This is a genomic window from Pseudomonas fluorescens group sp. (assembly GCF_020093335.1).
In the GTDB taxonomy this organism is placed as follows: domain Bacteria; phylum Pseudomonadota; class Gammaproteobacteria; order Pseudomonadales; family Pseudomonadaceae; genus Aquipseudomonas; species Aquipseudomonas petroselini.
Genome location: NZ_JAIOKW010000005.1, coordinates 175,783 through 199,206, shown reverse-complemented (window position 1 = coordinate 199,206; position 23,424 = coordinate 175,783). Strand labels below are relative to the sequence as shown.

At 61.9% G+C, this 23,424-nt stretch carries 26 protein-coding genes; 15 read left to right on the top strand and 11 right to left on the bottom strand.

The window, feature by feature from the left end:
* Positions 1 to 5 precede the first annotated feature (5 nt).
* The 7 genes from hflC to cfaB all read left to right on the top strand — a co-directional run bounded on the left by hflC (position 6) and on the right by cfaB (position 7,234).
* On the top strand, positions 6 to 989 hold the full coding sequence (hflC, locus tag K7431_RS08305; protein ID WP_043206085.1) for a protease modulator HflC: 984 nt from the start codon (positions 6 to 8) through the stop codon (positions 987 to 989).
* Positions 986 to 2,020: a protease modulator HflK gene (gene hflK, locus K7431_RS08300; protein ID WP_015886629.1), complete on the top strand. Its 1,035-nt coding sequence runs from the start codon at positions 986 to 988 to the stop codon at positions 2,018 to 2,020. The genes hflC and hflK overlap by 4 nt, the downstream gene beginning before the upstream one ends.
* Positions 2,017 to 3,903, top strand: coding sequence for a cation-translocating P-type ATPase (locus tag K7431_RS08295; protein ID WP_015886628.1), 1,887 nt, complete (start codon positions 2,017 to 2,019; stop codon positions 3,901 to 3,903). Before hflK ends, K7431_RS08295 begins: the two co-directional genes overlap by 4 nt.
* Before the next feature lie 117 nt (positions 3,904 to 4,020).
* A complete protein-coding gene (bufA2, locus tag K7431_RS08290; protein WP_015886627.1) occupies positions 4,021 to 4,272 on the top strand; it encodes a BufA2 family periplasmic bufferin-type metallophore in 252 nt (83 codons plus the stop codon).
* Positions 4,273 to 4,337: 65 nt separating this feature from the next.
* On the top strand, positions 4,338 to 5,183 hold the full coding sequence (bufB, locus tag K7431_RS08285; protein ID WP_043206083.1) for an MNIO family bufferin maturase: 846 nt from the start codon (positions 4,338 to 4,340) through the stop codon (positions 5,181 to 5,183).
* Positions 5,174 to 5,962, top strand: coding sequence for an HvfC/BufC N-terminal domain-containing protein (locus tag K7431_RS08280; RefSeq protein WP_015886625.1), 789 nt, complete (start codon positions 5,174 to 5,176; stop codon positions 5,960 to 5,962). Before bufB ends, K7431_RS08280 begins: the two co-directional genes overlap by 10 nt.
* A gap of 87 nt (positions 5,963 to 6,049) precedes the next feature.
* The gene (gene cfaB / locus K7431_RS08275; RefSeq protein WP_015886624.1) at positions 6,050 to 7,234 is read left to right on the top strand and encodes a C17 cyclopropane fatty acid synthase CfaB; all 1,185 of its coding nucleotides are present in this window, start codon (positions 6,050 to 6,052) and stop codon (positions 7,232 to 7,234) included.
* Positions 7,235 to 7,366: 132 nt separating this feature from the next.
* On the opposite strand, the gene cls is transcribed toward cfaB, so the two are convergent.
* Positions 7,367 to 8,806: a cardiolipin synthase gene (gene cls / locus K7431_RS08270; RefSeq protein WP_015886623.1), complete on the bottom strand. Its 1,440-nt coding sequence runs from the start codon at positions 8,804 to 8,806 to the stop codon at positions 7,367 to 7,369.
* Positions 8,807 to 8,936: 130 nt separating this feature from the next.
* Here cls and K7431_RS08265 point away from each other — a divergent pair, with 130 nt between their 5' ends.
* Positions 8,937 to 9,458 (top strand): DUF3617 domain-containing protein, encoded by a 522-nt coding sequence (locus K7431_RS08265; protein ID WP_015886622.1) that lies wholly within the window; start codon positions 8,937 to 8,939, stop codon positions 9,456 to 9,458.
* Here K7431_RS08265 and K7431_RS08260 read toward each other — a convergent pair.
* From K7431_RS08260 to folE2, 7 genes are read right to left on the bottom strand one after another with little or no spacing between them, the layout of a single operon-like run.
* Positions 9,455 to 10,792, bottom strand: coding sequence for a dihydroorotase (locus K7431_RS08260; protein ID WP_015886621.1), 1,338 nt, complete (start codon positions 10,790 to 10,792; stop codon positions 9,455 to 9,457). The genes K7431_RS08265 and K7431_RS08260 overlap by 4 nt on opposite strands.
* Positions 10,793 to 10,795: 3 nt before the next feature.
* Positions 10,796 to 11,356 (bottom strand): gamma carbonic anhydrase family protein, encoded by a 561-nt coding sequence (locus tag K7431_RS08255; RefSeq protein WP_015886620.1) that lies wholly within the window; start codon positions 11,354 to 11,356, stop codon positions 10,796 to 10,798.
* Positions 11,353 to 11,766 carry a phosphoribosyl-AMP cyclohydrolase gene (gene hisI, locus K7431_RS08250; RefSeq protein WP_015886619.1) on the bottom strand — a complete coding sequence of 138 codons (414 nt, stop codon included), beginning with the start codon at positions 11,764 to 11,766 and terminating at the stop codon, positions 11,353 to 11,355. Before hisI ends, K7431_RS08255 begins: the two co-directional genes overlap by 4 nt.
* A complete protein-coding gene (locus K7431_RS08245; RefSeq protein WP_015886618.1) occupies positions 11,763 to 12,641 on the bottom strand; it encodes a metal ABC transporter substrate-binding protein in 879 nt (292 codons plus the stop codon). The genes hisI and K7431_RS08245 overlap by 4 nt, the downstream gene beginning before the upstream one ends.
* Before the next feature lie 11 nt (positions 12,642 to 12,652).
* Positions 12,653 to 13,519 carry a metal ABC transporter permease gene (locus K7431_RS08240; RefSeq protein WP_015886617.1) on the bottom strand — a complete coding sequence of 289 codons (867 nt, stop codon included), beginning with the start codon at positions 13,517 to 13,519 and terminating at the stop codon, positions 12,653 to 12,655.
* Positions 13,519 to 14,187, bottom strand: coding sequence for a metal ABC transporter ATP-binding protein (locus K7431_RS08235; protein WP_015886616.1), 669 nt, complete (start codon positions 14,185 to 14,187; stop codon positions 13,519 to 13,521). The genes K7431_RS08240 and K7431_RS08235 overlap by 1 nt, the downstream gene beginning before the upstream one ends.
* Positions 14,184 to 15,080, bottom strand: a complete 897-nt coding sequence (gene folE2, locus K7431_RS08230; RefSeq protein WP_015886615.1) for a GTP cyclohydrolase FolE2 — start codon at positions 15,078 to 15,080, stop codon at positions 14,184 to 14,186. The genes K7431_RS08235 and folE2 overlap by 4 nt, the downstream gene beginning before the upstream one ends.
* A 127-nt stretch (positions 15,081 to 15,207) precedes the next feature.
* Between folE2 and K7431_RS08225 the strand changes: the two genes are divergently transcribed.
* Positions 15,208 to 16,410 (top strand): N-acetylmuramoyl-L-alanine amidase, encoded by a 1,203-nt coding sequence (locus K7431_RS08225; protein ID WP_015886614.1) that lies wholly within the window; start codon positions 15,208 to 15,210, stop codon positions 16,408 to 16,410.
* On the opposite strand, the gene K7431_RS08220 is transcribed toward K7431_RS08225, so the two are convergent.
* Entirely contained in the window at positions 16,407 to 16,775 is a 369-nt protein-coding gene (locus tag K7431_RS08220) for a hypothetical protein (protein WP_015886613.1), read from the bottom strand. The two genes, K7431_RS08225 and K7431_RS08220, sit on opposite strands and share 4 nt — an antisense overlap.
* Before the next feature lie 127 nt (positions 16,776 to 16,902).
* On the opposite strand from K7431_RS08220, the gene dksA reads away from it, so the two are divergent.
* Genes dksA through K7431_RS08200 form a run of 4 tightly spaced genes read left to right on the top strand, consistent with a single transcriptional unit; the run spans position 16,903 to position 20,194 of the window.
* Positions 16,903 to 17,307, top strand: a complete 405-nt coding sequence (dksA, locus tag K7431_RS08215; protein ID WP_015886612.1) for an RNA polymerase-binding protein DksA — start codon at positions 16,903 to 16,905, stop codon at positions 17,305 to 17,307.
* A 27-nt stretch (positions 17,308 to 17,334) separates the two neighbouring features.
* On the top strand, positions 17,335 to 18,543 hold the full coding sequence (gene zigA / locus K7431_RS08210) for a zinc metallochaperone GTPase ZigA (protein WP_015886611.1): 1,209 nt from the start codon (positions 17,335 to 17,337) through the stop codon (positions 18,541 to 18,543).
* Positions 18,543 to 19,187 (top strand): DUF1826 domain-containing protein, encoded by a 645-nt coding sequence (locus K7431_RS08205; RefSeq protein WP_015886610.1) that lies wholly within the window; start codon positions 18,543 to 18,545, stop codon positions 19,185 to 19,187. The genes zigA and K7431_RS08205 overlap by 1 nt, the downstream gene beginning before the upstream one ends.
* 44 nt (positions 19,188 to 19,231) lie before the next feature.
* Positions 19,232 to 20,194, top strand: coding sequence for a CobW family GTP-binding protein (locus tag K7431_RS08200; RefSeq protein WP_015886609.1), 963 nt, complete (start codon positions 19,232 to 19,234; stop codon positions 20,192 to 20,194).
* Here K7431_RS08200 and K7431_RS08195 read toward each other — a convergent pair.
* Entirely contained in the window at positions 20,188 to 20,583 is a 396-nt protein-coding gene (locus tag K7431_RS08195; protein WP_015886608.1) for a DUF3301 domain-containing protein, read from the bottom strand. The genes K7431_RS08200 and K7431_RS08195 overlap by 7 nt on opposite strands.
* A gap of 117 nt (positions 20,584 to 20,700) precedes the next feature.
* Between K7431_RS08195 and pdxY the strand changes: the two genes are divergently transcribed.
* Both pdxY and K7431_RS08185 read left to right on the top strand, forming a co-directional pair.
* On the top strand, positions 20,701 to 21,573 hold the full coding sequence (gene pdxY, locus K7431_RS08190; RefSeq protein WP_015886607.1) for a pyridoxal kinase PdxY: 873 nt from the start codon (positions 20,701 to 20,703) through the stop codon (positions 21,571 to 21,573).
* A gap of 81 nt (positions 21,574 to 21,654) precedes the next feature.
* Complete coding sequence (locus tag K7431_RS08185) at positions 21,655 to 22,683, top strand: hypothetical protein (protein WP_015886606.1); 1,029 nt, start codon at positions 21,655 to 21,657, stop codon at positions 22,681 to 22,683.
* 37 nt (positions 22,684 to 22,720) lie between these two features.
* On the opposite strand, the gene K7431_RS08180 is transcribed toward K7431_RS08185, so the two are convergent.
* A complete protein-coding gene (locus tag K7431_RS08180) occupies positions 22,721 to 23,206 on the bottom strand; it encodes an acyl-CoA thioesterase (RefSeq protein ID WP_003177014.1) in 486 nt (161 codons plus the stop codon).
* Positions 23,207 to 23,424 lie beyond the last annotated feature (218 nt).

Below are 23,424 nucleotides of genomic sequence, written 5' to 3'. Positions count from 1 at the left end.
GTCTGTTGAGCGCTCATTCTCATGATCACGGTCATCACCATGGCCACCACCATCATCACGGTGACGAACAAGCCGCCGGCCCATTCCCGTGGCGCCGCATGGCCTGGGCGCTGTTGCTGGTGCTGTTTGCGGTCGCCGCCGCCAGCCTGGTGCAAGTGCGGTCCGGCGAGGCCACGGTGGTTACCCGCTTCGGCAACCCCTCGCGGGTGCTGCTGGAACCGGGCCTGGGCTGGCGCTGGCCGGCGCCGTTCGAGGCGGCGATCCCGGTGGATCTGCGCCTGCGCACCACTTCCAGCGGTTTGCAGGATGTGGGCACCCGTGATGGCCTGCGCATCATCGTGCAGGCGTACGTGGCGTGGCAGGTACAGGGTGATGCGGACAATGTGCAGCGCTTCATGCGCGCCGTGCAGAACCAGCCGGACGAAGCGGCGCGGCAGATTCGTACCTTCGTGGGTTCGGCGCTGGAAACCACGGCGGCCAGCTTCGACCTGTCGAGCCTGATCAACACCGATGCCAGCCAAGTGCGCATCGCTGATTTCGAAGCGCAGTTGCGCCAGCAGATTGATCAACAATTGCTCGCGACCTACGGCGTGCGCGTGGCCCAAATCGGTATCGAACGGCTGACCTTGCCGTCGGTGACCCTCACCGCCACCGTCGACCGCATGCGCGCCGAGCGGGAAACCATCGCCACCGAGCGCACCGCCGTGGGCAAGCGTGAGGCGGCGCAGATCCGCTCCGCTGCCGAGCGCGATGCACGCATCGTGCAGGCGGATGCCACGGTGAAAGCCGCCGATATCGAAGCGCAATCGCGGGTCGAGGCCGCGCAGATCTATGGCCGTGCCTACGCCGGCAACCCGCAGCTGTATAACCTGCTGCGCTCCCTGGATACCCTGGGCACCGTGGTCACGCCGGGCACCAAGATCATCCTGCGCACCGACGCTGCGCCGTTCCGCGCCTTGGTGGACGGGCCGAAGGATGTCCAGCCATGACCGAGCGTGACAGCCCGGACAGCCCATGGATCCAGGCCGGACGCCTGACATTCCTGGCGTTGTACGCGGTGACCGTGCTGGCCGCGCTGGCCTGGGCATTTTCCAATGTGCGCCAGATCGACCCGCAGAACCGTGCAGTGGTCCTGCATTTCGGCGCCCTCGACCGTATCCAGAATGCCGGGCTGTTGCTGGCCTGGCCGCAGCCGTTCGAGCAGGTGGTGCTGTTGCCGGCCGCTGACCGCGTGATCGAGCGCAGGGTGCAGAACCTGCTGCGTTCTGACGCGGCGGTCCAGGCCGACCGCGTGGCCACGTTTGCCACGCCGTTGAGTGATGCATTGGCCGGTTCCGGTTACCTGCTGACCGGCGATGCCGGCGTGGTGCAACTGGATGTGCGGGTGTTTTACAAAGTCACCGAACCTTATGCGTTTGTGCTGCAGGGCGAGCATGTGTTGCCTGCCTTGGATCGACTCGTGACCCGCAGCGCGGTTGCCCTCACGGCGGCGCGGGACCTGGACACGATTTTGGTGGCAAGGCCGGAATTGATCGGTACTGATAACGGCGCTGCTGAACGCCGCGAACGGCTGCGCGGCGACTTGGTGCAAGGCATCAATAAACGCTTGGCGGAGTTGACGTCCACCGGGTTGGGATTGGGTATCCAGGTCACCCGCGTGGATGTGCAATCGAGCCTGCCAGGCCCGGCGGTGAACGCGTTCAATGCGGTGTTGACCGCCAGCCAGCAGGCCGATAAAGCCGTGGCCAATGCCCGTAACGACGCGGAAAAACTCACCCAGACCGCCACTCAGCAAGCCGATCGCCTGGTGCAAGTCGCCCACGCCCAGGCCAGCGAACGCCTGGCCAATGCCCAGGCGCAAACCGCCACGGTCGCCAGCCTGGCCCAGGTAAAAGACCCGGGCCTGATGTTGCGCCTGTACCGCGAGCGCCTGCCGAAGATTCTCGGCCAGGCCGGCTCCGTGACCACGGTCGATCCTAAAGACGACTCCCGCTTGATCATCCAGGGAGCCGAACAATGAGCGCACCTATGCTGACCTCCGCCGAGCAGCGCAGCGCTGCCCGGCAATTGACCCTGGCCATGCTTGCCTTGGGCTTGCTGGTGTTGGGCCTGATATGGCGCTGGCTGGCGCCTGACCAGACCGGCGTGAGCCAATTGCTGCTGGGTGTCGCGTCGTTCTTGGTGGCCGTGCCGGTGATGCGTTCGGCCTGGTACAGCCTGCGGTTCCCCAGCCTGCACGGGATCACCGATCAACTGATCGCCCTGGCCATGCTCGGCGCCTGGGCCACGGGTGATCTGCTGACCGCCGCGCTGCTGCCGATCATCATGATCTTTGGCCATGTGCTGGAAGAGCGCAGCGTGATCGGTTCCCAGGAAGCGATCCATGCCCTGGGCAAACTGACCCGCAGCCATGCGCGGCTGGTGCAGGCTGACGGCAGCATTATCGAAGTGGATAACAGCACGCTGAATACTGGCGATATCGTCGAAGTGCGCGCCGGTGACCGCGTGCCCGCCGACGGTGTGGTGCTATCGGGGCAGGCGAGCCTGGACACCGCGCCGATCACCGGCGAGTCGGTGCCGCTGGAAGCGAGTGTGGGCGTGCAGGTGTTTGGCGGGGCGATCAACCTCGACGGCCTGCTGCGTCTTGAGGTGACCCGCACTGGCAATGAGTCGACCCTGGGCAAAGTCATCGCGCTGATGCAGAACGCCGAGCGCTCTAAGCCGCCGATCACGCGGCTACTGGAGCGGTATGCCGGCAGCTATATGGTGCTGGTGTTGCTGCTGGCGGCGGTCACCTGGTTTGTGACCAACGACGCCCAGGCGATGCTCGCGGTGCTGGTGGCGGCGTGTCCGTGTGCGTTGGTGCTGTCGGCGCCGGCCACGGCGATTGCCGGGATCGCCGTGGCGGCGCGGCATGGCATCCTGATTCGCAGCTCGGCGTTCCTCGAAGAGCTGGCGGACCTGACCTCGTTGGTGGTCGACAAGACGGGCACCCTGACCTTCGGCACCTTGCGCCTGCACGCCATCGACACCACGGCGCCGGACCGGCAGGTGTTGCTGAACCTGGCGGCCAGCTTGGGCTCGGCCAGCAGCCACCCGGTCAGCCGGGCATTGGCGGGGTTGGCGACGCAGGAACAGATGCTGGCGTTGACGGATATTCGCGAGCGCCAGGGCCTGGGTGTCGTGGCGCAGACCGAGCAGGGTGAAGCGGCCTTGGGGCGGCCGGAGTTGTTCGAGCAACTGGGTATCCTCACCACCGCCGTCCCGAATCACGATGGCCCCATCGCCGGGTTGGCGCTGAACGGGGTGTTTCTCGCTTGGTTGTTGCTGGCCGATAGCGTCAAGCCGGAAGCGCGCCAAGCGCTGCAAGAGCTGCGTGACCTTGGCCTCGGCCGCCAACTGTTGCTCACCGGCGACCGCCAGAGCGTGGCTGACAGCCTGGCGCTGGAGGTGGGCATCAGCGATGTCGAAGCCCAGGCCTTGCCGGAAGACAAGCTCAACCGCGTGCTGGGCGAGATCGGCAGCGGCTTCCGGCCGATGGTGGTAGGGGATGGCATCAACGATTCGCTCGCGCTCAAGGCTGGCGTGGTTGGTGTGGCCATGGGCGCGGGCGGGGCGGATATTGCCTTGGCGTCGGCGGATGTGGTGTTGATCGGCAGCGACCTGCGGCGCCTGGGTACCTGTGTGCGCTTGAGCCGTCAGTGTCGGCAGACGTTGCAGGTCAACGTGATCATCGGCCTGGGCTGGACCTTGGCAATTGTCGTGTTTGCCGCGTTTGGCTGGTTGGGTGCGGCCGGCGCCATGATCGCGGCGGTGCTGCACAACCTCAGCACCTTGCTGGTACTGGGGAATGCCGGGCGTTTGCTGCGCTTTCAGGAGCCACTGTTAAAGCTAGAAGATTAATGTTCAGAAATTTTTGGGGAACGCTGTAACGCCGTTGGGGGACCTCACTCTAGTGGTGTGTCGAGACTGAGCAATCCGTTCAGACCGACCCACCTACTGATCGATGAGGACTACACAATGAACATCAAGAATGCTATGTCCGGTGCTGCCCTGGCTATCGCAGCCGCCACTCTGTTCGCCGGTGTCGCTACCCAGGCACAGGCCGCCGGCGCTACCGTTCATTGCTACGGCGTGACTTCCTGCAAAGGCATGAACGACTGCAAGACCGCTGAAAACGCCTGCAAAGGCCAGGCTGTCTGCAAGGGCCACGGTTTCAAGGCCATGACCCAGGCTGCCTGCGACGCCGCCGGCGGTAAAGTCGGCGAGTAAGTAGAAGCCGAGTGCAACCGCAGCGACGTTCCCCGCCGCTGCGGACACGTTTGCAGGAGTCCATGATGGCCACGTCTCTTCCCTTCCTGGGTTACGGCCTGGGTTTACGCAACGAATACTACGAACAGATCCTTGAACAATCGCCGGCTGTGGATTGGTTCGAGGTGATCTCTGAGAATTACCTGGTCCAGGGCGGTAAAGCCTTGTACTACCTGGACGCGATCGCCGAGCGTTATCCCCTGGTGATGCACGGCGTGTCCCTGTCCATCGGTGGTCCCCATGCCCTCGATACCGATTACCTGAAGCAAATCAAACAGCTCGCCGAGCGAATCCGCCCGGCGTGGGTGTCTGATCACCTGTGCTGGAGTCGCGGCAGCGCGCACCAATTGCACGACCTGCTGCCGCTGCCTTACACCGAAGAAAGTCTCTACCACGTGGCCGCCCGCGTGCGCCAAGTGCAGGACGCGTTGCAGCGCCCGCTGGTACTGGAAAACGTCTCCAGTTATGTGCGCTCCAAGGCGGACGAATTCACTGAGTGGGAATTCCTCAACGCCCTGGCGCATCTGACAGGGTGTCAGTTGTTACTCGACGTCAACAACGTGTATGTCAGCTCGCGCAACCATGGCTTCGATGCCTGGACGTTTATCCGCAACCTGCCACCGCAGAGCATCCGCCAACTGCACCTGGCGGGGCATATGGACTATGGCGACTACGTGGTCGACACCCATGACCACCCGGTATGCGATCCGGTGTGGGCGCTTTATGAACAGACGCTGGAGCACCTGGGGCCCGTATCGACGCTACTGGAGCGCGACGACCATTTTCCACCCTTTGAAGATCTGCTCACCGAACTGAGCAAGGCCCGTGAACTGGGGGCCATGGCGTTGGCCAGGAGAACGTTATGCGCCTGACCGATTGGCAGTTGGCCTTCGAGCAGCACCTGTTGTCCGAAACGCCAGTGGCCAACAGTGACTTCGCGGCCACCCTGCTGGGCGGGCCGACGCTGGATGTGGACTCGGGCCTGGCGATTTACCACAACGCCTATATCTCGCGATTGCAGGAGGTTTTGCGGCATGACTTCAATGCCATCCGCTATTGGTTGGGTGATGATGAGTTTGCAACGCTGACCGAGGCCTTTGTGCGCCGTTATCCTTCGGCCCACTACAGTCTGCGTTGGCTGGGTGAGCGTTTCCCGGCATTTATCCTTGAGCATCTGGTGGCGGAGCAAAGTGCGCCGCTGGCGGAACTGGCGCGTTTGGAATGGGCGTTTACCCTGGCGTTTGATGCACCGCAGGGCAAACCGCTGACGCTGAATGAGATGGCGGTGTTGCCGCCCGAAGCGTGGCCGCTGTTGCAAGTGACCCTGGCGCCGTCGGTGCAGCTGCTGCTGTGCCATTTCAATACCGTAGCGATCTGGCGTGCGAGTAAGGACGCGTCAGCCTTTCCCGCCAGCCAGGCATTGTCTCCGACGGAAGTCTGCCTGGTATGGCGTCATCAGAATGTGTGCCATTACCGTAGCCTGGAGCCTGAAGAGGCCTGCGCCCTGGCGGGGATGGTGACGACCGGCTGGAACTTTGCCGAACTGTGCGCAGCGTTGGCAGTCAGTTACGCAGAGGGTGCGCCACTGCAAGCCGTTACATGGCTGAAACAGTGGGTCCAGGACGGTTTGCTCGAGCGCCGAGCCCCATAGGAGAGCGCTATCAAATCGATAGCCTCCTACTTTGTCTTGGGATGGTCTACCCTCACAGCAGACGTCTGAAACAAGGGGGGATTACTCATGCTCGCGCAACTTCCACCGGCCTTACAGAATCTTCAGCTACCGCTGCGTCTTCGACTCTGGGACGGCCATGAATTCAACTTGGGCCCCGAGCCCAGTGTGACCATCGTGGTGAAGGACCCCACGGTCGTGTCCCAGTTGACCCATCCAACGCTCGATTCACTGGGCGAAGCCTTCGTGGAGGGAAAATTGGAGCTGGAAGGCTCCATTTCCGAGGTCATCCGGGTCTGTGACGAATTGAGTCACGCCCTGATCGAGGACGACGAGGGGAGTCGTCCGGTGCGCTCGATCCACGACAAGGCCACTGACGCAGCAGCCATTTCCTACCATTACGACCTGTCCAACGAGTTCTACCAGCTATGGCTGGATCAGGACATGGCGTACTCCTGCGGCTACTTCGAAACCGGCAGCGAATCCATCGACCAGGCCCAACAAGACAAATTTCGCCACCTGTGCCGCAAACTGCGGCTGCAGCCGGGCGAGTATCTGCTCGACGTCGGCTGTGGCTGGGGCGGGCTGGCACGGTTTGCGGCACGGGAGTTTGGAGTCAGAGTGTTTGGCATCACCCTGAGCAAGGAGCAGTTGGCGCTGGCCCGGGAACGGGTGAAAGCCGAAGGCCTGGAAGACCAGGTGGACCTGCAACTGCTCGACTACCGTGACCTGCCGCAAGACGGTCGTTTCGACAAAGTCGTGAGCGTGGGCATGTTCGAACACGTCGGCCACGCCAACCTGGCGGAGTACTGCAAGACGTTGTACGGCGCCGTGCGCGAAGGCGGCCTGGTGATGAACCATGGCATTACCGCCAAGCACACCGATGGCCGTCCGGTAGGCCGTGGCGCCGGGGAGTTTATCGAGCGTTATGTGTTTCCCAACGGCGAGCTGCCGCACCTGGCGATGATGACCGCAGAGATCAGTGAAGTCGGGCTGGAAGTGGTCGACGTCGAAAGCCTGCGCCTGCACTACGCGCGCACGCTGGACCACTGGAGCGAGCGCCTGGAAGACAACCTGGAAGCGGCAGCGACGATGGTGCCGGAGCAAGCGTTGCGTATTTGGCGGCTGTACCTGGCCGGTTGCGCGTACGCGTTTGCACGGGGCTGGATCAACCTGCACCAGATACTGGCGGTGAAACCCCATGCCGATGGCAGCCATGAACTGCCGTGGACGCGGGAAGATATCTACCGCTGAATTTCAACACTACTGGAGATCCAAATGTGGGAGGGGGCTTGCCCCCGATGACGGTGTGTCAGCTAGCTCATCAGGCACTGATCCTCCGCTATCGGGGCAAGCCCCCTCCCACATAGTTCACCGCGTCGTTTGTCAGAGAATCGGTGAAATAAGCCGCGCAACTCGCATGCCCAGTTGTTGCAGGCGGCGGGTTTCGCGGCTTTCTTCCTGGCTGACCTCATGGGCCAGGGCAAAGTCGTCGAGCAGCATGTGCTCAACTTCTTTGGCGAAGGCTTCGTCCACCGTCAGCAACATCACTTCGAAATTCAGCCGGAATGAACGGTTGTCCATGTTGGCACTGCCGATGGCGCTGATTTCACTGTCCACCAACACCACCTTTTGATGCAGAAAGCCCGGCGTATAGCGGAACACCCGCACGCCGGCGCGCACCGCTTCGATCGCGTAAAGGCTGGAGGCGGCGTAGACGATGCGGTGGTCGGGTCGCGAGGGCAGCAGCAGGCGCACGTCCACTCCCCGCAACACCGCCAGGCGCAGCGCGGCAAACACGGCTTCGTCGGGGATGAAATACGGGCTGGTGATCCACACGCGCTCGGTCGCCGCGTGGATGGCTTCGACGAAGAACAGTGAGCAGGTTTCATACGGGTCGGCCGGGCCGCTGGCGAGTAATTGGCAGAGCACGCCATCCTCGGGGTAGGCGTCCGGCAGGATCAACGGTGGCAACTCGCGCGCGGCCCAGAACCAGTCTTCGGCAAACGACTCCTGCAAGCACGCCACTACCGGGCCGGTGACCTGCACATGGGTATCGCGCCACGGCGCCAGCGGGGGCTTCTTGCCCAGGTATTCATCGCCGACGTTATGCCCGCCGACAAACCCGGTAATGCCGTCCACCACCACGATTTTGCGGTGGTTACGGAAGTTGACCTGGAAGCGATTGAGCCAGCCGCTGCGGGTGGCGAACGCCTTGACCTGTACACCGGCGTCGCGCAGGGATTGCACGTAGCGATGGGGCAGGGCATGGCTGCCGATGCGGTCATACAACACGTAAATGGCTACGCCTTCGGCGGACTTTTCCTTCAACAAGGCATGTAACTGTCTGCCAAGCTCGTCGTCATGAATGATGAAGAACTGGAAAAGCACGGCTGTCCTGGCGTTGCGAATCGCCTCGAAGATCGCGCTGAACGTGGCATCGCCATTGATCAATAAATGCACTTCATTGTTCGCCAGGCACGGCATGCGGCCCAGCTTGGGCATGGCGCGCAGGGAGGCGTAGGCGCTGGAGTTACGTGCGGCCAGGGCTTCCTCGACCCAAGGCCGCCAGTTCAGCGCGGTGATGGCGGTGTGCATTTCCTGATTGGCCTGGCGACGGGCCTGGATGTAGGCGTCGAACGTGCTGCGGCCGAAAATCAGGTAGGGGATCAACGTGAGGTACGGCATGAACATCAGCGACAAGGCCCAGGCGATCGAGCCTTGGGCGGTCCTGACGGTCAGCACCGCGTGGATCGCGGCGAGTGTCCCGAGAAAGTGCAGCGTGGCGATGAAGTAGGCGAGCAGGTGCGGGCCAAAAAAATCCATGGACGACGGTACTCCAGGCAATCGAGTGCCTAACAGACCATGTTCGCTGACGAATGTCGCTATTTTATTTGCCGTGCAACACTGGCGCCTTCGCGGCGTCTAACGCCAACAATTGCCCAGGAGTTACCCGATGAATGCTCGTCTGCTTGGTTTAGCCATGGTTATTGGTTTGTCACTGCCCGTGGCAGCACAGGCGCAGATGCTGGCGCCGGGCTTGTGGGAATTGACCACCAGCAATATGAAGGTCGATAACCAGGACCTGCCGGACTTGTCGCTGATCCTCGGTCAACTCAAGCAACAGATGACCCCTGAACAGCGCGCCATGCTGGAAAAACAAGGCATCACCATGGCCGGCAAAGGCGTGCAGGTGTGCCTGACACCGGCGCAGGTCGCGTCCGATTCGATCCCCCTGACCGACCCGCAATCGGGCTGTAAACAGGAAGTCACCGACAAGACCGGTAACCAGTGGAAATTCCGCTTCAGTTGCCCGAAAGCCCAGGGCACCGGCGTCGCTACTTTCCAGAGCCAGAAAGAATTCACCACCACCGTCAACGGCACCTTCAATGCCACCGGTATTCAGCAGAAGGGCAGCCTGGACAGCCATGCCCAGTGGCTGGGTAACGATTGCGGGACGGTCAAGCCTCGCGCTTAACGCAGGAAATGCAGGGGCAAGCCCTGGCAACTGTCGACCACCTGGCCGTTGTGCCAAGCCAGGTGGCCGGAGACCAGCGTGGTGCTGACGCTGTGGCGAAAGCTGCGCTCGGCAAAAGGCGTCCAGCCGCAGCGGGCCAGGATCGGCTCGCTGCTGACGGGCTTGCCTTCGGGCTCCGGGTTGATCAACACCAGGTCGGCCCAATACCCTTCGCGTAGATAACCCCGCTCCGGGATGGCGAACAGGTCGGCCACGCGGTGACTGGTTTTCGCCACGAGGGTCGTCAGCGGTAGCAGCCCATCGGCGACCAGCTCCAACAACGCCGGCAGCGCGTGCTGCACCAGGGGTAAACCCGACGGCGCTTCGCGATAGCCCAACTGTTTTTGCGCCCAGGTATGCGGCGCGTGGTCAGTGCCAATCACATCCAGACGATCACTCAACAAGGCTTGGCGCAGCGCGTCGCGGTCGGCGCGTGTCTTGATTGCCGGGTTGCATTTGATCTGATGACCGAGCCGATGATAATCGCGGTCATCGAACAGCAAATGGTGCACGCAGACCTCGGCCGTGATGCGCTTTTGCGCCAAGGGCTTGTCTTCGAACAACACCAGCTCGCGGGCGCTGGTCAGGTGCAGCACATGCAGGCGTGTGCCGTGGCGCTGGGCCAATTCCACGGCCAGAGAGGACGATCGATAGCACGCTTCGGCATCGCGAATCAGCGGATGGGCCACGGCAGGAATATTGTCGCCAAAGCGCTCACGCAGGCGTTGTTCATTGGCCTGGATACTCGGCGTATGTTCGCAGTGGGCCAGCAGGAGGGTCGGCACTTCAGCGAATAACCGCTCCAGAACCCGTGGATCATCCACCAGCATATTGCCGGTCGAGGCCCCCATGAACACTTTGACGCCGGCCACTTCCCGCGGGTCCAGCGCTGCGACGAGGTCGAGGTTGTCGTTGCTCACGCCAAAGTGAAAGCCATAGTTGGCCACCGAATGCAGGCCCGCGCGACGCTTTTTATCGGCCAGGGCTTGCAAGGTCAGCGTAGCGGGTTGGGTGTTGGGCATATCCATGACGCTGGTGATACCGCCGGCCACGGCCGCCCGGGATTCGCTGTAAAAGCTGCCTTTGTCCGGCGCGCCGGGGTCGCGAAAGTGCACCTGGTCATCGATCATGCCCGGCAGCAGCCATTGGCCCTGGGCGTCGATGGCCAAGGGCGCGTCGCAGCCCTCGATGCTGCTGGCGATCTTCTCGATACGGCCGTTGGCGACCAGCACATCGGCGTCGAATTCCTGGCCTTCGTTCACCAGGCGGGCATTGCGAATCAGCAGGCGGCTCATGGTTCAGAACTCGTTTTGCAGGGCTTTGTAGCCGCGCACCAGATCGACATTGGTGCGTGCCACGTCTTCGGAAAACTCCGAGGCGCTCACACTCACCGGCGGGTATTGCGACAAGTCGGTGTTGGGGCCGATGCGGGTGGTGGAGGGCACGTAGAAAGCGGCGGGCAAATCGCGACCGTCGACCACCGAGTTGTGGCGCACCACACAGCCGTCGCCCACGGCGCAGTTGAACAGCACGCTGTTGAAACCGATGAACACACGGTCGCCGACGGTGCAGGGGCCGTGCACGATGGAACGATGGGCAATGGAGGTGAATTCGCCGATGTTGACCGCCGCACCGGACTTGGAGTGGATGACCACGCCGTCCTGGATATTGGAGTTGGCGCCGATGGTGATCGGGTCCATGGCGCCGCTGGCATCGACTTCATCGGCACGGATGACGGCGTAGGGGCCGACGAAGACGTTCTCGCCGATGATGACCTTGCCGCAGATGATCGCGGTTTTGTCGACGTAGGCCGATTCGGCAATGACCGGCAGATCGCCGGAAGGGTTTTTGCGGATCATGCAGCGGGCTCCGTAATGATGTAGACGTGGTCGCCGTCGATGGCGTTATAGAAACAGGTGGGGCGGCCGGTGTGACACGCCGGGCCCAGTTGGTTGACGATCAGCAGTACCGCATCGCCGTCGCAATCCAGGCGCGCCTCCACCAACTGCTGCCAGTTGCCCGAGCTTTCGCCCTTGCGCCATAACTGCTGGCGCGAGCGCGACCAGTAGCAGACTTGCCCGGTGAGCAGGGTTTCGTTGAGGGCCCGGCGGTTCATCCAGGCCAGCATCAAGACTTCGCCGCTGCCATGTTGCTGAGCGATGGCGGCCACCAAGCCATCGCTGTTCCACGGCAGGGCATCCAGCACCTGTTCGAGTGGAAAGCGACTGCCGACGGCAGCCCCTTCCAGGTCGAGCATGCTCAAGTTCATGGCTTGCTCAACGCCGCGCACAGCGTGTTGAGGTTGTATTCGAACAGGCCGGTAAAGGTGCTGGCCGGGCCTTCTGCGGCGAGGGCGTCGGAATACAGCGTGCCGCCGATCTGCGCGCCGCTTTCGTCAGCGATCTGCTTGAGCAGGCGCGAATCCTTGATGTTTTCCATGAACACGGCTTTGACTTTATCTTTGCGAATCTGAGTGATCAGCGCGGCGACTTCGGCAGCGGACGGCTCACGTTCGGTGGACAGGCCTTGAGGCGCGAGGAACTCGATGCCATATGCCTGGCCCAGGTAGCCGAAGGCGTCATGGGAGGTGACGATGCGGCGGTTGCCTGGTGGCAACGCGCCGAACTTGGTCTTGGCCTCAGCGAGCAGGCGGTAGATTTCCTTGAGGTAGGCCTGGCTGTTGCGCAGGTAGTCAGCCTTGTTGGCCGGGTCGGCGGCCACCAGCGCCTTGGTGATGTTGTTCACGTAGATTTCGGCGTTGGCCAGGTTGTGCCAGGCGTGTGGGTCGGGGATGGTTTCGCCGTCCTCTTCCATGGTGTGGGAGATCACGCCTTTGCTGGCGGTGACGACCGTGGCCTTGGTTTCGGTGCTGGTCACCAGGCGGTCCAGCCAGGGTTCGAAGCCCAGGCCGTTCTTGATGATGACCTTGGCCTTGAGCAGCGCCTTGGCGTCGTCGGGTGTCGGTTCGTAGGTATGGGCATCGGCATCGGGGCCGACCATGTTGCTGATCTGGATGTGATCGCCACCGATCTGGTGGGTGATGTCATCCAGGATGCTGAAGCTGGTAACCACCTGGAGCTTGTCTGCGGCCTGAGCCGTCGATAACGACAGGATTAGACTGAACAGCACGAGTAGAGCGCGCATCGGGAAACACCTCATTGGGATGACAGCAAAGGCGGGCGGCGCAGCAAGCCGTGCACCGGACCGAAGACCACGGACAGCAGATACCCGGCGCCCGCCACCAGCACGATGGCCGGGCCGCTGGGCAACGAGTAGTAGAACGACAGCAACAAACCCAGCCATACCGACAGGCATCCCAGCACTGCCGATACCGCGATCAATACCGGCAAGCGCCGGCTCCAGAAGCGTGAAGCGATGGCGGGCAACATCATCAAGCCCACCACCATCAAGGCGCCGATCGCCTGGAAACCGATCACCAGGTTCAGCACCACCAAGGTCAGGAACAACCCATGGGCGAGCGGGCCGAGGCGGCTGACGGTTTGCAGGAACAACGGATCGAGGGTGTCCAGCAGCAACGGTTTATAGATCGCGGCCATCGCGATCAGGCTGAAACCGGAGACCCAGAGCATGCCGGTGAGGGTGGTTTCGTCGACGGCCAGGGCGGAGCCGAACAGCAGGTGCAGCAGGTCCAGGCGCTTGCCGGCGATGCCGAGGATCAGTACACCGGCGGCGAGGGAGATGGGGTAGATGGCGGCGAGGCTGGCGTCTTCACGCAGACCGGTGCGGCGGGTGATCCAGGCGGACAGGCCGGCCATGCTCAGACCGGCGCCGAGGCCGCCGATGGTCAGGGCCGGCAGGCTCAGGCCGGCGAACCAGAAGCCAAGGGCAGCGCCGGGCAGGATGCCGTGGGCCACAGCGTCACCGATCAGGCTCATGCGCCGCAGGATCAGAAACACCCCCAGCGGCGCAGTGCTGCAGGCGAGCACCAGGCCGCCGATCAGCGCGCGGCGCATAAAGACGAAGTCGACGAAGGGCATCCACAGGTGGGCGGCAAAGTGCATCAGGCCACCTGCATGTGGGGTTGCGGGCGGATCAGTTCTTTACTGGGCCCGAAGACGCAGCCGGTGTTTTTGATCTGCACCACTTGCTGGGTGTGATGGCGAACGGATGCGAGGTCATGGCAGACGACAATCAACGTGCGGCCTTGGTCGTGCCAGGCATGGATGTGTTTCCAGCACAGCGCTTGGCCTTCTTCATCCAACGCGGCGTGGGGTTCGTCGAGCAACAACACCGGCGCTTCGGCCAGGCTCATGCGGGCGAGCAGGGCGCGTTGCAATTCGCCACCGGACAAGGCCATCAACGGGCGGTGCTCCAGGCCGCTGAGGCACCAGTCTTCAAGCACCGCTTCAAGGCGCTGGCTGCGTTGTTGCGGGGTGAGTTGGGTACCCCAGAATCCGGCGGCGACCAGTTCTTGCAGGCTGATGGGGAACTGACGGTCCAGGTGCTGTTGCTGAGGCAGAAACGACAGGCCGCCACGGCGTGGAACATCCACCGAGACTTTACCTGCCAAGGGCTTTTGCAGGCCGGCAATGACTTTGAGCAGGCTGCTTTTACCGGTGCCGTTGGCGCCGATGATGCCGGTGAGGCTGCCTTGTTCCAGGGTGAGATCTATGGCTGGCGTCAGCGGTTGGCCGGGGGCGCCCCAGCGCAAAGCGGTGCAGGTGATCATGCAGGGTTTCTCGTCCAGCGGCTTTCAGCCACGGCATCGTGCGCGTGCAGGCTTTCGGCATGGATCACTTTCAGGTGGAAGGCTTTGACGGCATCCGAGCGTTTCAAGGCGAGGTTCAGGCGGCGGGCGGCGTCTTCGCAGAACATCAAGTTCTGCCCGTTGGCCAGGGCGAAGGCTTGTTCGTCCGCACGTTTTACGGCGGTTTGTACGGCGGTGCCGAGGGCGGCTTCGACGTTGTCGATCAGGTCATTGATGGGCAGGCCGGCTTGGTCACCGTCCAATGTGATCAACAGTTGCGCGCTGCTGCGCTGACTGTGGGGCGTGGCGACGATGCCGTTGGCGCTGCCGAGCCAGGTCAACACGTCCTCATGCCGCAACGATGTGTCGCCGAAGTCATCAAGAAATTGCTGCTGAATCAACTGCCTGGCGAGTGCAGCAGAGCAAGGGCAGGTTGAGGAATAAGTAACGTCAATTTTTAGTTCCACGTGGAACATCTGGTTTTCCAGACGCGCTTCGATGCTCACCGGATAGCGTTTCCAACCGGCCAGTGGGCTGACCAGCGCCGGGCGTTTGAGGAGCAGATCGGTGTGGATACGCAGGTAGGCGTTATTAGATAAACCTTCATGACTGTCGAGAAAACGCTGCAGTACATTACGCAGAAGTGCAGGCGTAAGCGGCTGCTGGTCGAGCATCTCCAGCGCCAGGTACAGGCGTGACATATGAATGCCACGGGCGGCGCCGTCGTCCAGGCTCACGCCGGCATCGGCGGTGGCGGTCAGGCGTTGGCCGTCGATAAGGATCGGCAGGGCGATGCCGCACATCCCCACCCAGTCGAGTGGCAAGGCTTGGCGTGAAGCCTGCGCGGCGATATCCGGCAGAGTCAGCGCATTCATGAGCAGGTCCATCGTTGGAAATGATTTGACATGTTATAGTATAACAATAGAGTCGACGATGAATATTCTGCTCCTGCCTTTTTTCAGTCATGTCGAGTAGGGACGCTCCTTTATTTGCGGTATTTGTATGCACAGACGTCAGCTCCTTAACCTGCTTCTGGCCAGCCCTCTTTTCACCTTGCCGTTTGCGGCCCACGCCACACAGATACGCAACGCCCGCCTGTGGCGCTCTGACGACAAGCTGCGGCTGGTGTTCGACCTCAGCGGCCCGGTGCAGTACAAGACCTTCACCCTGAGCGCGCCGGAGCGTTTGATCATCGACCTGAGCGGCGCCGGGCTCAGTGGTGATTTCTCTCAGCTGGCGTTGACGAACAGCGGGATCACCTCGATCCGCTCGGGGCATTTCGGCAAGGGCGACACGCGCATCGTGCTCGACCTGGCTGCGCCGATGCAGCTCAACAGCTTTGTGTTGCCGCCCCAGGATGGGCAGGGTCATCGTCTGGTGCTGGATCTGACCAGCGCCACCCTGGCGCCTCGTCAAATAGCGTCGGAGCCCAAGCCCCTGGTGGATAAGGCGCACCCCAAGCGCGACATCATCGTGGTGGTCGATCCCGGCCACGGCGGCAAGGACCCCGGCGCAGTCGGCTCCAAGGGCCAGCGCGAAAAAGACGTGGTGTTGTCCATCGCTCAGCTGTTGGCCAAACGCCTGAAGCGCGAGAAGGGTTTTGACGTGAAGTTGGTGCGCAACGACGACTTCTTCGTGCCGCTGCGCAAACGGGTGGAGATCGCCCACAAGCACAATGCCGACATGTTTATCTCGGTGCATGCGGATGCGGCACCGCGCATCACCGCGTCGGGTGCTTCGGTGTATGCGTTGTCCGAAGGCGGTGCGACGTCAGCCACCGCACGCTTCATGGCGCAACGAGAAAACGGTGCCGATCTGCTCGGCGCCACCCGTCTGCTCAATCTGAAGGACAAGGACCCGATGTTGGCCGGGGTGATTCTGGATATGTCGATGAACGCCACCATCGCCTCCAGCCTGCAACTCGGCAGCTCGATCCTGGGCAGCCTGGAGGGCATCACCAGCTTGCATCAGAAGCGCGTGGAGCAAGCGGGTTTCGCGGTGCTGAAGTCACCGGACGTGCCGTCGATCCTGGTGGAGACCGGGTTTATCTCCAATGCGCGTGACAGTGCGCGCCTGGTCACCGCGCGGCATCAACAGGCGGTTGCCGATGGCCTGTTCGAAGGCCTGAAAAAATACTTCCAGAAGAACCCGCCGATGAACAGCTACATGGCATGGGTGCAGGAACAGAAGAGCGCCCAGGTCTAACAGCCGGTGATGCGGCTGCAGGTGAATTTGGCGCTGGCGCCACCCGAACTGGAAAACCGGTTAAGGGTGGTCCAGCCCACGCGCCGTGTATAGCCGACCCACGCCTCACCGTCCGACGCCAACCCGGTAAAGAACGTCAGCTGCCCGTAGCGGCTGTTGGTCTGTGCCCAGTAGCGTTTGCCGATTACCTCATACCCACGCAAATACGTGGTGCTGCCGACCGTCGCCACGCTGTAGGCATTACCCAGTGGGTCGACGCATGCGAGCAGGTTGGCGCTGCGCGTGCAGTTGGCCAGCAGGCTCGGCGCTTGGGCACAGGCAGGTCCTGCCGCAGCCAATAACAGGGCGCACAGCAAATATTTCATCGGGCTTCTCGAGGCAGGGAAGTATTCAAGCATTGCGCCCTTCGTCGTGGTGAGCAAGAGGGGATTGGCTTATTTGAACTGTTATACTATAACATTAAAGCACAGCCTGACCCGTGACCCGCTCCCCATGACCAAACAAGACCTGCTGGCCCAGCCGCCCGCCGACTACATGAACGAAGCCCAACAAGGGTTCTTCCGTGAGTTGCTGCTGACCCAGCGCCATGAGCTGCAAGTGCGTATCGACGCCGAGTTCCTGGCACTGCGCGAGCAGGAAACCAACAGCGACCCGGCCGATGTCGGCAGCGCCGAAGAGCAGCGCCAGTGGCAGCTGCGTCTGCTGGAACGGGAAAAAAAGCTGTTGGACAAGATCGACGATGCCCTCGAATTACTGGCTCGCGGCGAATACGGCTGGTGTCGCGATACGGGTGAGCCCATCGGCCTGCAACGCCTGCTGCTACGTCCCACTGCGACACTCTGTATCGAAGCCAAAGAACGTGAAGAGCTGCGCGAACGCCATAAACGGACAGTTTGACCGGCCACCCTTGATGAGGAATACCTGATGCCCAACCGTCTCCCCGTTACTGTGTTGTCCGGCTTTCTCGGCGCCGGTAAAAGCACGCTGCTCAATTACGTCCTGCGCAACCGCGAAAACCTGCGGGTGGCGGTGATCGTCAACGACATGAGCGAAATCAACATCGACGGCAGCGAAGTCCAGCGCGACGTCACCCTCAACCGCGCTGAAGAAAAACTGGTGGAGATGAGCAACGGCTGCATCTGCTGCACCTTGCGGGAAGACTTGCTGGAGGAAGTCGGAAAACTCGCCAAGGAAGGTCGGTTCGATTACCTGCTGATCGAGTCCACCGGCATCTCCGAGCCCTTGCCGGTGGCTGAAACCTTCACCTTCCGCGACGAAAACGAGCAAAGCCTGGCCGATATTGCACGCCTGGATACCATGGTCACGGTGGTCGACGGCATGAACTTCCTGCTCGACTACCAGGCCGCCGAAAGCCTCGCCTCCCGGGGTGAAACCCTGGGTGAAGAAGACGAACGCTCCATCACCGACCTGCTGATCGAGCAGATCGAATTCGCCGACGTGATCCTTATCAGCAAGATCGACCTTATCAGCAGCCGCGAGCGTGAAGAGTTGATGGCAATCCTTGAGCGCCTCAACGCCCAGGCGGAAATCATCCCGATGGTGATGGGCGAAGTACCGCTGAACAAGATCCTCAACACTGGCCGATTCGACTTTGAACGCGCCGCGCAGGCCCCGGGCTGGTTGCAGGCGTTGCGGGGTGAACATGTGCCGGAAACCGAAGAGTACGGCATCGCCTCCACCGCTTACCGTGCGCGCCGCCCCTTTCATCCCCAGCGCTTTTTCGACTTTATCGACCGTCCGTGGGTCAACGGCAAACTGCTGCGCTCCAAGGGCTTTTTCTGGCTGGCCAGCAAGCACCAGGATGCAGGCAGTTGGTCTCAGGCGGGCGGCTTGATGCGCCATGGGTTTGCCGGTCGCTGGTGGCGCTTTGTGCCAAAAAGCCAGTGGCCCCAGGATGAGGAAAGCGTCGCGGCGATCATGGGCAACTGGCAACTGAGCACCGGTGACTGTCGCCAGGAACTGGTGTTTATCGGGCAGAACATCGACTTCACCCAGCTGCGCGCCGAGCTGGACGCCTGCTTGCTCGACGATGAAGAAATGGCCCTGGGCGTCGAAGGCTGGCGCCTGCTGGCCGATCCCTTTGGCCCTTGGTATGAGGAGGCAGCCGCCTGATGCTGGCCCCGGTGATTCCCCTGCGTCCCGTGATTCGCCAGACCCGTGGTGAAACTCCGCTGGCGCTGTCCGACATCCTTGAAGACGGCGTCAACCTGGCGGTGTGGCAGCGCCAGTTGCCCCTGCACATCGCCGAGTTCGGCGCCTTGCTGGTAGCGCTCAATGAGCCGTTGGCCGATTCCAGGGTGATTGAGCTCAATAACGAAGACGCCGCGCCCGACTTGCAAGGGCTGGCGTCCAGTTGCCGCGACCTGGAAGGCTACGAAGGCTTTATCGCCGATGTGTCTTGGCTGGTCAGCGCGTTTGCCTGTTTGCTGGGTGCCAAGCGTATCGGCGTGCGCTTGCGCCTGTTGGATAAAGCCATGTGCCCGCGTTTTCACGTCGACCATGTGCCGGTGCGGCTGATCACCACCTATGCCGGGATCGGCAGCCAGTGGTTGCGTGAAGGCGTGATGGACCGTCGCCAGTTGAGCCAGCCGGACGCCGAACCCAGCGACCGAATCGAGCAGCTCCAGTGCGGGGAAGTCGCCCTGCTCAAGGGCACCAAGTGGCATGGCAATGAAGGCCATGGCCTGATTCACCGTTCGCCCGCACTCAAGGCTGACGAACGCCGCTTGATCCTGACACTGGATTGGCTCGCATAACCGCGTAGGATCAAACGCTCTACACGGTCTGAACGATGCTCCTCATGCTGCAGAACATTCCCACTCATGTGATTGCCGGGCCGTTGGGCGCCGGCAAGACCAGCCTCATCAAGCACCTGCTTGCCCAGCGCCCAGCCAACGAGCGCTGGGCCGTGCTGATCAACGAGTTCGGGCAAATAGGCCTGGACGCCGCCTTGCTCACTCAGGATGACGACGGCATTGCCTTGGGCGAAGTCGCTGGCGGCTGCCTGTGCTGTGTGAATGGCGCGCCGTTCCAGGTAGGACTTGGGCGTTTGTTGCGTAAGGCCAAACCCGATCGGCTGTTTATCGAACCGTCAGGCCTGGGCCATCCGGCGCAATTGCTCAAGCAGTTGCGAGAGGCGCCGTGGCAGAACGTGTTGGCAGTGCAGCCCTGTGTGCTGGTGTTGGATGCCCAGGCGCTGGCGGCGGGTAAACCCTTGCCGTCGGCGCAGCAGGAAGCCTTGGCGAGTGCCGGGCTGCTGGTATTGAACAAGGAGGAAGCGCTGGACGCCGCGCAGCGCCACGCCATTGAACAGCAGTTACCGGATTGCCCGTTTTACTGGACCCGGCAGGCGCATTTGCCGCTGGCCCAGTTGCCAGGGCTGAACGCACAGGCGGCTGCGGCTGTGGATAACTTCGAAGTGCCCAAGGGGCTGGCGCAGATGCCGGCCATTTGGAGCGATCCCGCGCAACCGATCTGCCTGAGCCAGGAACAAGAGGGCGGCTGGAGCATCGGTTGGCGCTGGCACCCGAGCCAGCAATTCGATGCCCAGCGCCTGCATCATTGGCTGGCAAGCCTTGAGTGGCACCGCGCCAAGCTGGTTATCCACAGCGCCGAAGGCTGGTTGTCGGCCAACGCTGTGGATAACAGCCCGCTCGCCTGGCAAACCAGCGAATGGCGGCGCGATTCGCGTATCGAATTGATTTTCAGCGACCCACAGGACGTGGCGGCATTGCAGACCGCGCTGGCGGCCTGTCGTTACTGACGGTTCTTGGTGCCGTGGTCCTGTCGCCACTGGCTCAGCTCGATCACTTCGGCGCTGGGCAGTGGTGTCTTGATCTCGAACGGGTAGGGCGCCAGTTCGATCTGCGCACTGTGGGCGCCGAATTGGGTGATGGTCCCTGGGTGGCGGGTTTCGCCGGTGACGGTGAATTCAAAGTTGTAGATACGTGCCAGGCGCCGCCGGCCATTGGCATCCTTCACAAACCCGATCCGCTTGAGCGCCACCGCACCGTCGAGCAGTTCAATGTCGAGCTTGGCGCAATGCTGCTTGACCCGCTCCAGCGCACGCTCGCGCAGGCCGTGGTTGTGCCACACCCAGGCGGCACCGGTCGCCAGCAGCATCAACACGAAGATGTTTCCCAGGGTCAGCATGCGAAAGACTCCAACAAAGTGAGAGCAGCTTAACTGTGTCGCCGGTCTGTCGTATAGGCTGCTTTTAGTCGCATACTGCGCGGCCAGAATTTCAACGGCTTTACGGAAATCCCCCGCATGAAACGCACACCTCATTTGCTTGCGATCCAGTCTCATGTGGTCTTCGGCCACGCCGGAAACAGCGCCGCCGTGTTCCCCATGCAGCGCGTCGGGGTGAACGTGTGGCCGCTGAACACCGTGCAGTTCTCCAACCACACCCAGTATGGCCAGTGGGCGGGTGAAGTGTTGGCGCCGCAGCAGATTCCGGCGTTGGTGGAGGGCATCGCCGCGATCGGCGAGTTGGGCAACTGCGACGCGATTTTGTCCGGCTACCTGGGCAGTGCGGATCAGGGCCGGGCGATCCTGACCGGCGTGGCGCGCATCAAGGCCATCAACCCCAAGGCTTTGTATCTGTGCGACCCGGTGATGGGCCATCCGGAAAAGGGCTGCATCGTGCCCCAGGAAGTCAGCGATTTCCTGCTGGACGAAGCCGCGGCAATGGCCGACTTCCTGTGCCCCAACCAGTTGGAACTGGACAGTTTTGCCGGGCGCAAGCCGCAATCGCTGTTCGATTGCCTGGCCATGGCCAAGGCGTTGCTGGCGCGCGGGCCGAAGGCTGTATTGGTCAAGCATTTGGATTATCCCGGCAAGTTGCCGGATGGTTTCGAGATACTGCTGGTGACCGCCGAAGGCAGCTGGCACTTGCGCCGGCCGCTGTTGGCGTTTGCGCGTCAGCCGGTGGGTGTCGGCGATTTGACCTCGGGCCTGTTCCTGGCGCGTGTTCTGTTGGGCGACAGCCTGTTGGCCGCCTTCGAATTCACCGCTGCCGCCGTACACGAAGTGCTGCTGGAAACCCAGGCTTGCGCCAGTTACGAGCTGGAGTTGGTGCGGGCCCAGGATCGCATCGCCCACCCTCGCGTACGTTTCGAAGCGACACCCATCGAGTTGTAGGAATATTCCTGATTGAGCCAGGCAAAGGGCGTCCGGTACTATCGGGCGCCTTCTAGTCCACTGTGCTTTCAAGGAAGATCCATGTCCCTCGTATTCCCTTCGCCGCGGGCGCTGACCGCCCTGGTGCTGACGTCGTTGCTGGCCGGTTGCAGTGTGAACGGCACTTACCCTGATGCCACTGAGGCTGATGCCGCCAAACTGCGCTTCATCTCTAATACGTCCAATACCACCATCGACGTCTACGACGCTGAGCACTGCATGGGCCAGACCACTGGCATGCTCAACAATATTTTCTTGGTCGATACCCGGCGGCGTGTCGGCATGTCTGTGCCCCCACCGGTCAAGGCCAGAGGCTTGCTGGAGTTCAAGCTGGCACCCGGCAAAGAAACCATGCTGATGATCAACACCAATGGCGGCAGCTATGTCTGCGGCAAATCAATGAGCATCACGCCAAAGGCCGGGGAAGAGTATGAAGTGACCTTCGACATGGAACGGGGCATGTGCACGACCTCGTTTCAGCGCCTGACGCGCTCGGATGGCAAGGATGTGCGCATCCCCCAGCCGATATTCGAGAACGGTATGCCGTCGTGCGCGGGCAAGAGCCCGATATTCGGTAAGGTGATCCCGGCTACGCCACACCGTACCGCGTTGATCAACGCAATCGTTGAAACCCATATGCAGCTCATCACGTTGATGGAGCCTGACACCGCGCAGCGCCCGCAAGCTACCGAAGAGGCGATCGCCGAGCGCAAGGCGAAATTAGGCACATTCACGCCACCTGAGGCCTATTGGGTTCAGTTCCGTCAGAACTATGCACGGGTGAATCAGGAAATGGCTGGCCGCAAGGCGCGTACGCTGGAGCTTTATGAGCGGGTTTACCGCATGCGCCTGAGCGGCACCGAAGATGCGATTCTGGAGCAATGGCAGAACCCGACGGACGCCGCCGTTGTCGAGCGCGTCAAGGCTAACGACAAGTTGATGGCGCAGTACTACACGAACACCAGCAAAGCCGTGATGGTGGACATCGTGAACCATCACATGGAGCGCATGAGCCAGTTGGATCAGCGCTTTGATGTGTGTGCCCACTACGATGGGTGCTGGAGGTTGTAGGAGCGGGCTTGCTCGCTCCTACACGGGGGGGCATGGCCTATAGCGCGTCTGCCTTGATTTCCTGATAGCGCTTTTCCAGCTCCTGACGGATCTGCCGGCGCTGCTGGGCCTGCACGAACCGGCGCTTGTCTTCGCTATTGTGAGGTTGCAGCGGTGGCACGGCGGCCGGTTTGCGCTGGTCGTCCACGGCCACCATGGTGAAGAAGCAACTGTTGGTATGGCGCACCGAGCGTTCGCGGATGTTCTCGGTCACCACCTTGATGCCCACTTCCATCGACGTGTTGCCGGTGTAGTTGACCGATGCGAGGAACGTCACCAGCTCACCGACATGGATCGGCTCGCGAAAGATCACCTGGTCTACCGACAAGGTGACGACATAGCGGCCGGCATAACGGCTCGCGCAGGCGTAGGCCACTTCGTCGAGGTACTTGAGCAGTGTGCCGCCGTGGACATTGCCTGAGAAGTTGGCCATATCAGGGGTCATCAATACCGTCATCGACAGCTGGGCGTTTCCGGGTTCCATAGCACACTCACGGGTTGTAGGCATTGGTTGGGGGCGCACCTCTGCGGGTGCTGGAATCTTTACAGCGCCATCCATAACGGGACGCCGGTAGGCGCCTTGCCGTCACGCGCTCTCCGATCTGTTTCCATATATTGCACCGGCTTTCCGGCGGAAGTCGCGGTGTTAACCTTCAAAAGCCCGTCTCAGGGTATTTCTTACGATCAAGGCAGACTTTTCCT

Bases quoted from the DNA above. Each gene is read 5' to 3' on its own strand.
- K7431_RS08195 (WP_015886608.1), bottom strand. From the start codon at position 20,583: ATGCTGACCCTGGGAAACATCTTCGTGTTGATGCTGCTGGCGACCGGT.
- K7431_RS08265 (WP_015886622.1), top strand. From the start codon at position 8,937: ATGAATGCTCGTCTGCTTGGTTTAGCCATGGTTATTGGTTTGTCACTG.
- K7431_RS08220 (WP_015886613.1), bottom strand. From the start codon at position 16,775: ATGAAATATTTGCTGTGCGCCCTGTTATTGGCTGCGGCAGGACCTGCC.
- bufB (WP_043206083.1), top strand. From the start codon at position 4,338: ATGGCCACGTCTCTTCCCTTCCTGGGTTACGGCCTGGGTTTACGCAAC.
- cls (WP_015886623.1), bottom strand. From the start codon at position 8,806: ATGGATTTTTTTGGCCCGCACCTGCTCGCCTACTTCATCGCCACGCTG.
- dksA (WP_015886612.1), top strand. From the start codon at position 16,903: ATGACCAAACAAGACCTGCTGGCCCAGCCGCCCGCCGACTACATGAAC.
- folE2 (WP_015886615.1), bottom strand. From the start codon at position 15,080: ATGAATGCGCTGACTCTGCCGGATATCGCCGCGCAGGCTTCACGCCAA.
- K7431_RS08235 (WP_015886616.1), bottom strand. From the start codon at position 14,187: ATGATCACCTGCACCGCTTTGCGCTGGGGCGCCCCCGGCCAACCGCTG.
- pdxY (WP_015886607.1), top strand. From the start codon at position 20,701: ATGAAACGCACACCTCATTTGCTTGCGATCCAGTCTCATGTGGTCTTC.
- K7431_RS08200 (WP_015886609.1), top strand. From the start codon at position 19,232: ATGCTGCAGAACATTCCCACTCATGTGATTGCCGGGCCGTTGGGCGCC.
- K7431_RS08260 (WP_015886621.1), bottom strand. From the start codon at position 10,792: ATGAGCCGCCTGCTGATTCGCAATGCCCGCCTGGTGAACGAAGGCCAG.
- K7431_RS08240 (WP_015886617.1), bottom strand. From the start codon at position 13,519: ATGCACTTTGCCGCCCACCTGTGGATGCCCTTCGTCGACTTCGTCTTT.
- zigA (WP_015886611.1), top strand. From the start codon at position 17,335: ATGCCCAACCGTCTCCCCGTTACTGTGTTGTCCGGCTTTCTCGGCGCC.
- K7431_RS08180 (WP_003177014.1), bottom strand. From the start codon at position 23,206: ATGGAACCCGGAAACGCCCAGCTGTCGATGACGGTATTGATGACCCCT.
- hisI (WP_015886619.1), bottom strand. From the start codon at position 11,766: ATGAACTTGAGCATGCTCGACCTGGAAGGGGCTGCCGTCGGCAGTCGC.
- K7431_RS08245 (WP_015886618.1), bottom strand. From the start codon at position 12,641: ATGCGCGCTCTACTCGTGCTGTTCAGTCTAATCCTGTCGTTATCGACG.
- hflK (WP_015886629.1), top strand. From the start codon at position 986: ATGACCGAGCGTGACAGCCCGGACAGCCCATGGATCCAGGCCGGACGC.
- cfaB (WP_015886624.1), top strand. From the start codon at position 6,050: ATGCTCGCGCAACTTCCACCGGCCTTACAGAATCTTCAGCTACCGCTG.
- K7431_RS08205 (WP_015886610.1), top strand. From the start codon at position 18,543: ATGCTGGCCCCGGTGATTCCCCTGCGTCCCGTGATTCGCCAGACCCGT.
- K7431_RS08255 (WP_015886620.1), bottom strand. From the start codon at position 11,356: ATGATCCGCAAAAACCCTTCCGGCGATCTGCCGGTCATTGCCGAATCG.
- K7431_RS08185 (WP_015886606.1), top strand. From the start codon at position 21,655: ATGTCCCTCGTATTCCCTTCGCCGCGGGCGCTGACCGCCCTGGTGCTG.
- K7431_RS08295 (WP_015886628.1), top strand. From the start codon at position 2,017: ATGAGCGCACCTATGCTGACCTCCGCCGAGCAGCGCAGCGCTGCCCGG.
- K7431_RS08280 (WP_015886625.1), top strand. From the start codon at position 5,174: ATGCGCCTGACCGATTGGCAGTTGGCCTTCGAGCAGCACCTGTTGTCC.
- bufA2 (WP_015886627.1), top strand. From the start codon at position 4,021: ATGAACATCAAGAATGCTATGTCCGGTGCTGCCCTGGCTATCGCAGCC.
- K7431_RS08225 (WP_015886614.1), top strand. From the start codon at position 15,208: ATGCACAGACGTCAGCTCCTTAACCTGCTTCTGGCCAGCCCTCTTTTC.